At 68.6% G+C, this 13,548-nt stretch carries 7 protein-coding genes; 2 read left to right on the forward strand and 5 right to left on the reverse strand.

Going from position 1 to position 13,548, the window contains the following annotated elements:
* Position 1 precedes the first annotated feature (1 nt).
* On the forward strand, positions 2 to 2,578 hold the full coding sequence (locus tag CFB40_RS11125; protein ID WP_089425690.1) for a [protein-PII] uridylyltransferase: 2,577 nt from the start codon (positions 2 to 4) through the stop codon (positions 2,576 to 2,578).
* Between the two features lie 16 nt (positions 2,579 to 2,594).
* Positions 2,595 to 4,595 carry a pseudouridine synthase gene (locus tag CFB40_RS11130; protein ID WP_089431234.1) on the forward strand — a complete coding sequence of 667 codons (2,001 nt, stop codon included), beginning with the start codon at positions 2,595 to 2,597 and terminating at the stop codon, positions 4,593 to 4,595.
* An 89-nt stretch (positions 4,596 to 4,684) separates the two neighbouring features.
* Here the strand turns inward: CFB40_RS11130 and def are convergent, their stop codons facing one another.
* The 5 genes from def to CFB40_RS11155 form a co-directional block, all read right to left on the reverse strand.
* Complete coding sequence (def, locus tag CFB40_RS11135; RefSeq protein ID WP_039342702.1) at positions 4,685 to 5,218, reverse strand: peptide deformylase; 534 nt, start codon at positions 5,216 to 5,218, stop codon at positions 4,685 to 4,687.
* Positions 5,215 to 7,290, reverse strand: coding sequence for an NAD-dependent DNA ligase LigA (ligA, locus tag CFB40_RS11140; RefSeq protein ID WP_089425692.1), 2,076 nt, complete (start codon positions 7,288 to 7,290; stop codon positions 5,215 to 5,217). Before ligA ends, def begins: the two co-directional genes overlap by 4 nt.
* A gap of 166 nt (positions 7,291 to 7,456) precedes the next feature.
* A complete protein-coding gene (locus CFB40_RS11145; protein WP_089431235.1) occupies positions 7,457 to 8,740 on the reverse strand; it encodes a cell division protein ZipA C-terminal FtsZ-binding domain-containing protein in 1,284 nt (427 codons plus the stop codon).
* Positions 8,741 to 8,825: 85 nt separating this feature from the next.
* On the reverse strand, positions 8,826 to 12,338 hold the full coding sequence (gene smc / locus CFB40_RS11150; protein ID WP_089425945.1) for a chromosome segregation protein SMC: 3,513 nt from the start codon (positions 12,336 to 12,338) through the stop codon (positions 8,826 to 8,828).
* Between the two features lie 139 nt (positions 12,339 to 12,477).
* Positions 12,478 to 13,419 (reverse strand): DMT family transporter, encoded by a 942-nt coding sequence (locus CFB40_RS11155; protein WP_089425694.1) that lies wholly within the window; start codon positions 13,417 to 13,419, stop codon positions 12,478 to 12,480.
* Between the last annotated feature and the right edge of the window lie 129 nt (positions 13,420 to 13,548).

Consider the following 13,548-nt stretch of genomic DNA (forward strand, 5'->3'; position numbering starts at 1 on the left):
CATGAGCGCTCACGCTGCCCCCTCGCCCGAAGCGCTGTCGCGGCGCGCCGAATTCAAGGCCGCCAAGGCGGAGATGCTCGAGCGCTTTCGCCGCGCGGCGAACGTCGCTTCGCTGATGCACGCGCTGTCGAAACTCACCGACGAAGCGCTGAAGCGCGTGTGGGACGACTGCGGGCTGCCCGCGACGCTCGCGCTCGTCGCCGTCGGCGGCTACGGGCGCGGCGAGCTCGCGCCCTATTCCGACGTCGACATCCTCGTGCTGCTGCCCGATGCGCACGATCCGGCACTCGACGCGCGCATCGAGCGCTTCATCGGCATGGCGTGGGATCTCGGCCTCGAGATCGGCAGCAGCGTGCGCACGGTCGCGCAGTGCATCGAGGAGGCGTCGCAGGACGTCACGGTGCAGACCTCGCTGCTGGAAGCGCGCCGCATCGTCGGCAGCACCGCGCTGTTCGAACGCTTCACGGTGCGCTACCACGAGGCGCTCGACGCCCGCGCGTTCTTCACCGCGAAGGTGCTCGAGATGCGCCAGCGCCACGCGAAGTTCCAGGACACGCCGTACAGCCTCGAGCCGAACGTGAAGGAAAGCCCCGGCGGCTTGCGCGACCTGCAGACGATCCTGTGGATCGCGCGCGCGGCCGGTTTCGGCAGCAGCTGGCGCGAGCTCGACACGCGTGGTCTCATCTCCGATCGCGAGGCGCGCGAGCTGCGCCGCAACGAAGGTTTCCTGAAGACGCTGCGCGCGCGGCTGCACGTGATCGCCGGCCGCCGCCAGGACATGCTCGTGTTCGACCTGCAGACGCAGGCCGCCGAGAGCTTCGGCTATCAGGCGACGCAGGCCAAGCGCGCGAGCGAACAGCTGATGCGCCGCTATTACTGGGCCGCGAAAGCCGTCACGCAGCTCGCGACGATCCTGATCCAGAACATCGAGGCGCAGCTCTTCCCCGCGACGAGCGGCATCACGCGCGTGCTGTCGCCCGACCGCTTCGTCGAGAAGCAGGGCATGCTCGAGATCGTCGACGACGGCGTGTTCGAACGCCACCCCGACGCGATCCTCGAAGCGTTCCTGCTGTACGAGACGACCCGTGGCGTGAAGGGCCTGTCCGCCCGCACGTTGCGCGCGCTGTACAACTCGCGCGAGATCATGAACAACACGTGGCGCCGCGATCCGCAGAACCGCGACACATTCATGCGGATCCTTCAGCAACCCGAAGGGATCACGCACGCGTTCCGGTTGATGAACCAGACGAGCGTGCTCGGCCGCTACCTGCTGAACTTCCGCCGCATCGTCGGCCAGATGCAGCACGACCTGTACCACGTGTACACGGTCGACCAGCACATCCTGATGGTGTTGCGCAACATCCGCCGCTTCGCGGTGGCCGAGCACGCGCACGAATATCCGTTCTGCAGCCAGCTGATCGGCAACTTCGAGCGCCCGTGGGTGCTGTATGTCGCGGCGCTGTTCCACGACATCGCGAAGGGCCGCGGCGGCGATCACTCGACGCTCGGGATGGCCGATGCGCGGCGCTTCTGCCGCGAGCACGGCATCGCCGGCGACGATGCGGCGCTGATCGTGTGGCTCGTCCAGCATCACCTGACGATGAGCCAGGTCGCGCAGAAGCAGGACACGAGCGACCCCGAAGTCATCAAGCGCTTCGCCGAAGTCGTCGGCAACGAGCGGTACCTCACCGCGCTGTACCTGCTGACCGTCGCCGATATCCGCGGCACGAGCCCGAAGGTGTGGAACACGTGGAAGGGCAAGCTGCTCGAGGACCTGTACCGCATCACGCTCGCGGTGCTCGGCGGGGCCAATCCCGACGCGCATTCGGAGCTGAAGTCGCGGCAGGAGCAGGCGCTCGCGCTACTGCGTCTCGAGACCGTGCCCGACGACGCGCATCGCGCGCTGTGGGACCAGCTCGATGTCGGCTTCTTCCTGCGTCACGACGCGGCCGACATCGCGTGGCAGACACGCGTGCTGTACCGGCACGTGAATGCCGAAACCGCGATCGTCCGCGCGCGGCCGTCGCCGATCGGCGACGCGCTGCAGGTGCTCGTGTACGTGAAGGATCGTCCGGACCTGTTCGCGGGCATCTGCGCGTATTTCGACCGCAACGGGCTGTCGGTGCTCGACGCACGGGTCAGCACGACGCGGCACGGCTATGCGCTCGACAACTTCATCGTCACGCAGACCGAAAGTGACGTGCGGTATCGCGACATCGCGAATCTCGTCGAGCAGCAACTCGCGTCGCGGCTCACCGAAACCGCACCGCTGCCGGAGCCGTCCAAGGGCCGCCTGTCGAGGCTGTCCCGGACGTTTCCGATCACGCCGCGCGTCGACCTGCGGGCCGACGAGCGCGGCCAGTACTACATCCTGTCCGTGTCGGCCAACGACCGGCCGGGCCTTCTCTATTCGATCGCGCGCGTACTCGCCGAGCATCGGATCGGCGTCCACGCGGCGCGGATCAATACGCTCGGCGAACGCGTCGAGGACATTTTCCTGCTCGCGGGTGCCGGCCTGTCCGACAACCGCCTGCAGATCCAGCTCGAAACCGAATTGCTGCGTGCGATCGCAGTCTGAATGAATTCCAGCGTTTATGCGCACCAAATTAACCGTCAAGAATCCGAAGCCGGCGTCGCCGACCCGCGCCCCTGTCCGCTCCGGCAGCCTCGTCGCCCGCAAGGCGGTGCGTCCCGCCACGCCTCCCGCCGGGGACAAGCCGGCCCGCCCGAAGAAGGCGCCCCCGGCCGGCGCCGGCGAACGCACGTTCAAGCCGCGCGCTGCCGCGGGCGCCGAGCGCCCCGGCGCCGATCGCGCACCGGCCAAGCGTGCACCGCGTGACGGCGGTGCGGAACGCGGCACGCGCGCCCCTTATCGCGACAACGCGGCCGGGGAAGGCGCGAAGCGCAGCTTCGGCGACCGCCGTACGTCGTCGGACCGTCCGCCGCGGCGTGATGACGACGCGCGGCCGCGTCGTGCAGGTGGCGAAGGCGGTGCACGCGCGCCGTATCGCGACAACGCGGGCGGTGAAGGCGCGAAGCGCAGCTTCGGCGACCGCCGCACGTCGTCGGATCGTCCGCCGCGCCGCGATGACGATGCGCGGCCGCGTCGTGCAGGTGGCGAAGGCGGCGCACGCGCGCCGTATCGCGACAACGCAGGCGGTGAAGGCGCGAAGCGCAGCTTCGGCGACCGCCGCACGTCGTCGGATCGTCCGCCGCGCCGCGACGACGACGCACGGCCGCGTCGTGCAGGGGGCGAAGGCGGCGCACGCACGCCTTATCGCGACAACGCATCCGGTGAAGGCGCAAAACGCAGCTTTGGCGACCGCCGCACGTCGTCCGATCGCCCGCCGCGCCGCGATGACGACGCCCGCCCGCGCCGCGCAGGCGCTGAAGACGGCAAGCGCCCGTCGTATCGCGACAACGCATCCGGCGAAGGTGCGAAGCGCAGCTTCGGCGACCGCCGCACGTCGTCCGATCGCCCGCCGCGCCGTGATGACGATGCACGTCCGCGTCGCGCAGGCTCCAGTGAAGGCAGCGCACGCGCACCGTATCGCGACAAGGCAGCCGGCGAAGGCGCGAAGCGCAGCTTTGGCGACCGCCGCACGTCGTCCGATCGCCCGCCGCGCCGTGATGACGATGCCCGCCCGCGCCGCGCAGGCGCTGACGACGGCAAGCGCCCGTCGTATCGCGACAAGCCTGCCGGCGAAGGTGCGAAGCGCAGCTTCGGCGACCGCCCGGCCCGCCCCGCACGCGACGGCGAGCGCCGCTCGTTCGGTGCGGTCAAGACCGCGCAACCGGTCAAGCGCGCCGCCGCCGACGTTGACTACGGCGATGAATCGGGCCTGATGCGCCTGTCGAAACGGATGTCCGAGCTCGGCATGTGCTCGCGCCGCGAAGCCGACGAATGGATCGAAAAGGGCTGGGTGCTCGTCGACGGCGAACGCATCGACACGCTCGGCACCAAGGTCCGCGCGGACCAGAAGATCGAGATCGACGAACGCGCGAGCGCCGCGCAGGCCGCGCAAGTGACGATCCTGCTGCACAAGCCGGTCGGCTACGTGTCCGGCCAGGCGGAAGACGGCTACGAGCCCGCGGCCGTGCTGATCACGCGCGCGAACCGCTGGAGCGGCGACCATTCGCCGGTGCGCTTCTCGCCGCAGCATCTGCACGCCCTCGCACCGGCCGGCCGCCTGGACATCGATTCGACCGGCCTGCTCGTGCTGACGCAAAACGGCGTGATCGCGAAGCAGCTGATCGGCGAGCAGTCGGACATCGACAAGGAGTACCTGGTGCGCGTGCGCTTCGGCGAACGGCTCATCGACATCGACCAGCACTTCCCCGCGGAATCGCTCGCGAAGCTGCGCCACGGCCTCGAGCTCGACGGCGTCGCGCTGAAGCCCGCGATGGTGAGCTGGCAGAACGGCGAGCAGTTGCGCTTCGTGTTGCGCGAAGGCAAGAAGCGCCAGATCCGTCGCATGTGCGAGCTGGTGGGCCTCGACGTGATCGGCCTGAAGCGCGTCCGGATGGGCCGCGTGATGCTCGGCGCACTGCCGCAGGGTCAATGGCGCTATCTGTCGGCCGACGAGACGTTCTGATCGCGGGCGCACACCTGTGCGCCACGCAATGAAAAAGCCCGCGCAAGCGGGCTTTTTCTTGTCTGCGAGAAGCCGGCAAAGCCGGCCAATCAATCGTCGGAAGCCGGATCGAGCCCCGGGAACAGCACTTCCGTGAAGCCGAAGCGCGTGAAGTCGGTGATCCGCATCGGATACAGCTTGCCGATCAGGTGGTCGTATTCGTGCTGGACGACGCGTGCGTGAAAACCGTCGGCCACGCGGTCGATCTTCTCGCCGTACTGGTCGAAGCCGCTGTAGCGCACTTTCGCGTAGCGGCTGACGACGCCGCGCATGCCCGGCACCGACAGGCAGCCTTCCCAGCCCTCTTCCATGTCCGGCGGCAGGTACTCGATCTTCGGGTTGATCAGCACGGTCTCGGGCACCGGGGGCGCGTCCGGGTAACGGTTGTTGTTGCCGAAGCCGAAGATGATGATCTGCAGCCCGATGCCGATCTGCGGTGCAGCCAGGCCGGCGCCGTTCGCATGGTGCATCGTCTCGAACATGTCCGCGACGATCTCGTGCAGTTCGGGTGTATCGAACCGCTCGACCGGCTTGGCGACTTCGAGCAGGCGCGGATCGCCCATCTTCAGGATCTCGCGAATCATGGCGTATTACCCTCCAGGAGTTGGTGCAGGCCGTCTTCGTCCAGCACGGGGATGCCGAGTTCCTCGGCCTTCGCGAGCTTGCTGCCGGCTTCGGCGCCCGCGACCACGTAATCCGTCTTCTTCGATACCGAACCGGCCACTTTCGCGCCCGCCGCTTCGAGCATTTCCTTCGCGGCATCGCGCGTGAGCGTCGGCAGCGTGCCCGTCAGCACGACCGTCTTGCCGGCCAGCACGCCCTGCGGCGCCTTCGGCGCGGGCGGCCCTTCCGGCCACGTCACCTTGCCCGGCGCGCGCAACTGCTCGATCACGGTCCGGTTGTGCTCTTCCGCGAAGAACTGATGGAGCGACTCGGCGACGATCGGCCCGACGTCATTGACTTCGAGCAGTTCTTCGATCGACGCGTCCATGATCGGGGTCAGCGAGCCGAAATGCTTCGCGAGATCCTTCGCGGTCGATTCGCCCACGTGACGGATGCCGAGCCCGTAGATGAAGCGCGCGAGCGTCGTGTGCTTCGCCTTCTCGAGCGAGTCGAGCAGGTTCTGTGCCGACTTCTCGGCGAACCGGTCGAGCTCGGCGAGCGTCGCAAAGCCGAGATTGAACAGATCGGCCGGCGTGCGCACGAGATTCAGCTCGACGAGCTGGTCGATGATCTTCTCGCCGAGCCCGTCGATGTCGAGCGCGCGGCGCTGCGCGAAATGCCACAGCGCCTGCTTGCGCTGCGCCGGGCAGAACAGGCCGCCCGTGCAGCGCGCGATCGCCTCGTCCGGTAGGCGCTCGATCTTCGAGCCGCACACCGGGCATTCGGTCGGCATCACGAACTCGGCCGCATCGGCCGGGCGCCGGTCGAGCAGCGCGCCGACCACCTCGGGGATCACGTCGCCCGCGCGGCGCACGATCACGGTATCGCCGATCCGGATGTCCTTGCGGCGCACCTCGTCCTCGTTGTGCAGCGTTGCGTTCGTCACGGTCGCGCCGCCGACGAATACGGGCTCGAGGCGCGCGACCGGCGTGATCGCGCCGGTGCGGCCGACCTGCACGTCGATCGCGACGAGCCTGGTCAGCGCTTCCTGAGCGGGGAACTTGTGCGCGAGCGCGAAGCGCGGCGCGCGCGACACGAAGCCGAGGCGCTCCTGTTCGTCGCGCCGGTTGACCTTGTAGACGACGCCGTCGATGTCGTACGGCAGCGACTCGCGCTTCTCGCCGACCTTGCGGAAGAAGTCGAGCAAGCCTTCGGCGCCGTGCACCACCGCGCGCTCGCGGTTCACGGGCAGGCCGAGCGACTCGTACCAGTCGAGCAGCGCGCTGTGCGTATCGGGCATCGGCATCCCGTCGAGCACGCCGATCCCGTACGCGAAGAACGACAGCGGGCGCTGCGCGGTGATCTTCGAGTCGAGCTGGCGCAGGCTGCCGGCCGCCGCGTTGCGCGGGTTCGCGAATTCGCGCTGGTCGGCCGCGCGCTGGCGTTCGTTCAGGCGTGCGAAATCGCGCTTGAACATCAGCACCTCGCCGCGCACGTCGAGCACGGCCGGCACGTTCTTGCCCTTCAGCTTCAGCGGAATCGAGCGGATCGTGCGCACGTTCTCGGTCACGTCCTCGCCTGTCGTCCCGTCGCCGCGCGTGGACGCCTGGACGAATACGCCCTGCTCGTAGCGCAGCGAGATCGCGAGACCGTCGAACTTCAGTTCGCATGCGTACTCGACGGGCTCCGTCACCGAGCCGGCGAGATCGGTCGTCTTGTCGAGCGCGTCGGCGACACGCTTGTCGAATGCGACGATGTCCTCGTCGGCGAAACCGTTGTTCAGCGACAGCATCGGCGCGTCATGCACGACCGGCGTGAAACCGCCGGCCGCCTCGCCGCCGACACGCTGCGTCGGCGAATCGGGCGTCACGAGTTCCGGATGGTCGGCTTCGAGCTGCTGCAGTTCGCGGAACAGCCGGTCGTATTCGGCGTCGGGCAGATCCGGCTGGTCGAGCACGTAATAGGCGTAGTTCGCCCGCTCGAGTTGATCGCGCAGCCACGCGGCGCGCGCGTCGGGCTGGCTGGCTGGCGGTTCGGCTTGGGTTCGGGCCATGCTGGCGGCAGAGTCGTTCTGAAAAATCGGAATTCCGATTATCTCAGTTTGACGCCGCAGCGGGGGCACGCGATGCGTGCCGCGCGGGCCCGCTGCAGTGCACACAAGCACGGTGCATGGCAGCGACGGGCGACGGCGCCGGAAGCCGCCGCCCGCCGGGCGCGCGTTACTGGCTGAAGAGGCGGCGCGTGACCGGCGAACCGGCCGGGATGCCGGCTTCCTCGAGCTTCGCGTACAGCTTCATCAGTTGCTGATCGATCGCGACCAGCGTCGATTCCGGCAGCGGCCGCCGCGAATCGTCGACGACCCGCGCGCCGATCCGCTCGGACAGCGATTTCGCGTAGTCGCACATCAGCCGGAACGGCAGGATGTCCTCTTCGGCGACCGGCACGTCGAGCACCAGCGTGATCATGTTGCCGCCCTTGTACGTGAGGTCGTCGCGCAGGAAGTTCGTGTCGCCGAACTGCAGCATGAACACGGGGTTCTGCTTCGCGTCGAGCTTCACGAAACGCGTGCCGTCGCGCGACAGCAGCAGCCCGTCCTGCGACGCGACCGCCTGCACGTAGTTCGCCGACCACGGCGCGCCGTCCGACATCACGTTGATCGACAGCTGCGCGTCGCACTGCGCGGCAAACGCGTCGAGCTCGCGCGCCATCGCGACCGTTTCCATCATGTCCGGGAATTCCGGCGCGCCGTCGATCGCGTCGGCGAACTGCTGGACGCCCGTCACGAATTCCGAGAATTCGAGCTCGTTCAGCGCACCGCTGCGGTTCGCGAGCTGCGCGGCCGCGCGCAGTTCCTCGTAGCGCACGCCGTTCTGCAGCAACTCCCACTGGCCGCCTTCCGGCTTGCCTTCGATGTGCACGGGCTTGCTGCCCGCGCGGCGCAGCCGCTGCGCGGCCGGCAGGATCTTGTCGCCCGGCAGCGACCCGCCGAGGCGGATCGGCACGATGCAGTCGATCCGGCGGTCGACGACCGCCGGCGGAGCCGACGAAATGGTCGTAGCGGCCGGCAGCACCGGTTCGGCCGGCTCTGCCGGTTCAGCGTGCGTGTCGTGCGCGGAAGCCGGTGCGGCTGCTTCGCCGGCAACCGGCTCGACCGACTCGGCCGGTGCATCGATACCGGTCGCCTCGGCCTGCAGATCGGCCGGCGTGTCGGCAGGTGCCGCTCCACCGAACGTCGGCTCGACGCGCGCGACTTCGGCCGGCGTGCCGCCCGTGGCGGCCGCCGGGGCCGGTGCCGCGGGCTCGCGCCGCACCGGCTGGCGCACCGGCTCGATGAACGGCAATTCTTCCTCGCGTTCGGGGCGGTTCATCGCCTCGGCCGCTTCCTCCGGCATCGGGCGCGGCATCCTGCGCCGCACCTTCGCGCCCTGCCATGCGTTGTAGACCACGACGCCGCCCACCACGACGGCGCCCGCGCCGATCAAACCGAGTGTCAACTCGTCCATGCACGCTCCATCAGCAATTCTTGTTCGTCGGAACCGCGAACGGGCGCCCATGCGCCGCGCGAACGCGGTCCGGTTTCGTCAAACGTCAATTCTGGGCAAAACCCGCGGCGGTTTCCATGTCCACCGCAACGATCCGCGACACGCCCTGCTCCTGCATCGTCACGCCGATCAGCTGCTGCGCCATTTCCATCGCGATCTTGTTGTGCGAGATGAACAGGAACTGCGTCTTGTCGGACATCGCGCGCACGAGATTCGCGAAACGCTCGGTGTTCGCGTCGTCGAGCGGCGCGTCGACCTCGTCGAGCAGACAGAACGGCGCCGGGTTCAGCTGGAACATCGCGAACACCAGTGCAGTCGCGGTCAGCGCCTTCTCGCCACCCGACAGCAGGTGGATCGTCGCGTTCTTCTTGCCCGGCGGCTGCGCCATCACCTGCACGCCGGCGTCGAGGATTTCGTCGCCCGTCATGATCAGCTTCGCCTGGCCGCCGCCGAACAGGCGCGGGAACAGGTCGCTGAAGTGACGGTTAACCTCGTCGAAGGTGCCCTGCAGCAGCGTGCGCGTTTCCTGGTCGATCTTGTGGATCGCGTCCTCGAGCGTCGTGATCGCGTCGATCAGGTCGGCCGACTGCGCATCGAGGAACACCTTGCGCTCGCTCGCGGCCTTCAGCTCGTCGAGCGCGGCCATGTTCACCGGGCCGAGCGCGTTGATCGCGTTGTTCAGGCGCGTGACCTCGCCCTGCAGGTACGACGGCTTCAGATCCGGCGTGAGCTTCTCGCGCAGCGCTTCCTCGTCGACCTCGGCCGTCGTCAGTTGCTCGGCGAACTGCTCGACCGACAGGCGCGCGGCCTGCTCCTTCAACTGCAATTCGGTGATGCGGTCGCGCAACGGTTGCAGCGAGCGCTCGGCGACGAGTCGCTGCTCGTCCGACGCGCGCAGCTTCGCGGTCAGGTCATCGAGTTCGATCCGCGCGGCCTGCAGCGCCTCTTCCTTCACCGCGCGAATCTCGAGCGCGTCCTGCAGGCCCGTGTGCGCGGTCTGCTCGTTGATCGTCTCGAGCTCGGCGCGTGCGTCTTCGAGCGACGCGGCGACACGCTCGCTCTGCTCGTGTGCAACCTGGATGCTGCGCTTGAGCTCGTCGATCCGCGTCACGGCATTGCGTGCGGCGAAGCGCGCGTCGTTCGCGCCGCGCTCCAGGTCACGCGCTTCCTGACGCGCCTGCGTCAGCGATTCGTCGAGCGCTTCGAATGCGAGCTGGTTGTCCTCGAAGCGCGCCTGCAGTTCGGCCAGTTCGCCGTCGAAACGCTCGAAATTCGCTTCCGACTCCGCGCGCATCGCGCGCTGCTCTTCGATCTGCGCGCCGATTTCCTCGAGTTCCTCGCGGATCTGCGTGCTGCGCTGCGTGTAACGTTCGTGCGCCTGCGCAAGCTTCAGCACGTCCATCTGCAACGCATGCACGCGCTGCGTCGCACGCTCGGCCTGTGCGCGCACGTCGCCGAGTGCCTGCGTGGCCTGCGTGTGCGTGGCTTCCGCGCGGACAGCGGCCGTGCGCGCCTCGTCGGCGAGCAGCGCCTGTGCACGCACCTGGCGCGTCAGGTTTTCGATTTCCTGCTGGCGGGCCAGCATCCCGGCCTGCTCCGAATCGGCCGCATACAGCTGCACGCCGACGCGCGTGACGATATGGCCGGCCTTGACGACGAACGCGCCGCCTGCCGGCAGCTGCGTGCGCGTCGCAAGCGCCTGCGCGACGTCGTCGGCAACGTACACGTTGCCGAGCCAGTCGTTCAGCACCGCGCGGATGCCCGCATCGTCGATGCGCACGAGCGACAGCACCGGACGCAGGCCGGCCACGGCCGCCGGCGGTTCGCCGGCCGCGGGCGGCGCATAGAACGCGAGCTTCGCGGGCGGTGCGTCGGTCGCAAAAGCCTTCACCCAGTCGAGATTCGACACTTCGAGCGCGGCGAGGCGCTCGCGCAGCACCGCTTCGAGCGCCGCTTCCCAGCCGGCTTCGACGTGCAGCTTCTTCCACAGACGCGGCAGCGCGCCGAGCTCGTGCTTGTCGAGCCACGGCTGCACCTTGCCTTCGGTCTGAACATTTTCCTGCAGCTGCTTCAGCGCGGCGAGACGCGCCTCGAGCTGGTGGATCTGCGCGGCTTCGGCCTGCACGCGCTCCTGCGCGGCACGGCGTTCGCCATCGAGGCGCGGCACCGTTTCCTGCGCGTCGGCGAGGCGCGCCTGCGCTTCGGCCAGGATCTCTTCCTGCTCGGCGAGCTGCATGCGCAGCTCCTCGAGCTGAGCCTCGTCCGGCGCGTCGAGCCCGCCCGCTTCGCTCTTCAGGCGCTCATGGCGCTGCTGCAGCTGCTGGAGCTGCTGGTCGGCGTTGCGCTGGTGCGCGGCTTCGAGCTTCAGCGACTGTTCGGTCTGCGCGATCCGCGCGCGCTCGTCGTTGAGCTGCGCCTGCGCATCGCGGAACTTCGCTTCGAGCGCCGGCAGCGCGTCGTGCTTCGCGGCGGCGTTGTCTTCGGCGAGCGCGGCCTTCTCGTCGGCCATCGCGCGCGCTTCCTCGGCTTCCTCGAGCTCGTCCTGCGCCTTCTCGGCCTGCGCGCGCCATTGCTCGCGCTGCGCATTCAGTGCGGCGATCTGCGCCTGCACGCGGTTGCGCGATTCGACGATGAACTTGATCTCGGCTTCGAGGCGGCTCACCTCGGCGTTCGCTTCGTAGAGCGAGCCCTGCGCGCCCTGCATCGCGTCGCTTGCGGAGTAATGCGCAACGCGCAGCGTCTCGAGCTGCGCCTCGACTTCGCGCAGCTTCGCCGTTTGCGCCTCGAGGTCGATCTGCGCCTGTTCGATCGCGCGCTGCTGCTTCTGCTGCTCGCCGGCGGCCTCGTTCTTGCGCAGCAGCCACAACAGGCGCTGCTTCTCCTCGCCGTCGGCGACGAGTTCCTTGTACTTGGTGGCAACGACGGCCTGCGCCTCGAGCTTCTCGAGGTTCGCGCCGAGCTCGCGGACGATGTCCTCGACGCGGGTCAGGTTCTCGCGCGTGTCGTGCAGGCGGTTCTCGGTCTCGCGGCGGCGTTCCTTGTACTTCGACACGCCCGCGGCTTCCTCGAGGAACACGCGCAGCTCTTCCGGCTTCGCCTCGATGATCCGGGCGATCATGCCCTGCCCGATGATCGCGTACGCACGCGGCCCGAGGCCGGTGCCGAGGAAGATGTCCTGGATGTCGCGGCGGCGCGCCGGCAGGTTGTTGATGTAGTAACTCGACGTGCCGTCGCGCGTCAGCACGCGCTTCACGGCGATCTCGCCGTACTGGCCCCACTGGCCGGCCGCGCGGCCGTCGGAGTTGTCGAAGATCAGTTCGACGCTGGCCCGGCTGCCGGGCTTGCGGGCGGTCGAGCCGTTGAAGATCACGTCCTGCATCGATTCGCCGCGCAGCTCGGAAGCGCGCGACTCGCCGAGCACCCAGCGCACGGCATCGATGATGTTGGACTTGCCGCACCCGTTCGGGCCCACCACGCCGACAAGCTGGCCCGGAACCTGGAAATGCGTGGGATCGACAAAGGATTTGAAGCCAGCGAGTTTGATCGAGCTCAGACGCACGGCGGTATCGGATGTGAAGAAGGTGTGAAACGGACGGAGCCGCACTGCGCGAGGCCGGACGGCCCATGCGCGCGATGCGCTCCGGAATTCAAAAGCGGGGCCGCGCGCATCCAGCGTTGGGCCCCGCAAACGGCTTCCATCATACCATCGCGCGTGCGCCGTCCCGACCGTCGCCGGGTTTGTCCGGTGCCGGCGCGGCACGATGGACCCGGCTCGACAGCAGCGTCGCCAGCACGATGCACGCGCCGCCCGCCCACTCGCGCGCGCTCGGCAGCTCGTTCGCGAACACCCAGGCCGACAACGCGGTGATCACGATCTCGAACAGCATGATGATCGACGCACGGTTCGCCGGCACGCGCGCCAGCCCGTATTGCACGAGCAGGTTGTTCGACGCCATCGTCACGCCGATCGCGACGATGATCAGCGCGGCCGTGCCGAGGTGGCCGCCCGCCGGCGCAGCCGGTATCCCCTCGAACAGCGACGCGATCGCGCCGAACACCGCCGCGCCGCCGAACAGCGTCGCGGTACGCATCTCGGCGCGCATCTCCGGCAGCTCACGGCTCGCCTTGATCACGAGCACGTTGCTCATCGCGAAGCTCAACCCGGCCGCGAGACCGGCCCATTCGGCCGGGGTGGCCGGCAACGGCAGGCCGAGCGTCGGCGACCACAGCATCAGCATCGCGCCGCCGATCGACAGCGCCGCGAGCCCCGCGCCGGCCCAGGTCAGCCGCTCGCGCAGCAGGAAGTGCGCATAGATCGCGGTCCACGCGGGGGTCAGGTAGAACAGCAGCATCACGCGCAGCACCTCGCCGTGGATCGTGCCCCACACGAACCCGAGGTTCGTCACGCCGGCCGTCACCGCGATGCCGGGCAGCACCCAGTGCCAGCGCAGCGTCGCGATCGTGCGGTGGCGCGCGACGATCACGAACAGGAAGGCGACGAGGCTCGTCAGCGCGCTCGCCAGCGTGCCCGTCACGCCGAGCGACGCCAGGATCCGCAGCGGATACCAGATCAGGCCCCATACCGATGCGCCGATCAGGATGGCCAGCGTCGGCAGGCTGCCGCGTACCGCGTTATTCATTTGGTTCAATACCCTTTATTCGACCGGCCCGGCCGCCGTTCCGGCAGGCCGTGACCGCATTCCGTCACGCTATAATCGTCCGTTGCGACCCGCGCGCCATCGGCGCCCGTTCGCAGCCGCGCGGCGCGC

It is taken from the genome of Burkholderia sp. AU31652 (assembly GCF_002223155.1).
In the GTDB taxonomy this organism is placed as follows: domain Bacteria; phylum Pseudomonadota; class Gammaproteobacteria; order Burkholderiales; family Burkholderiaceae; genus Burkholderia.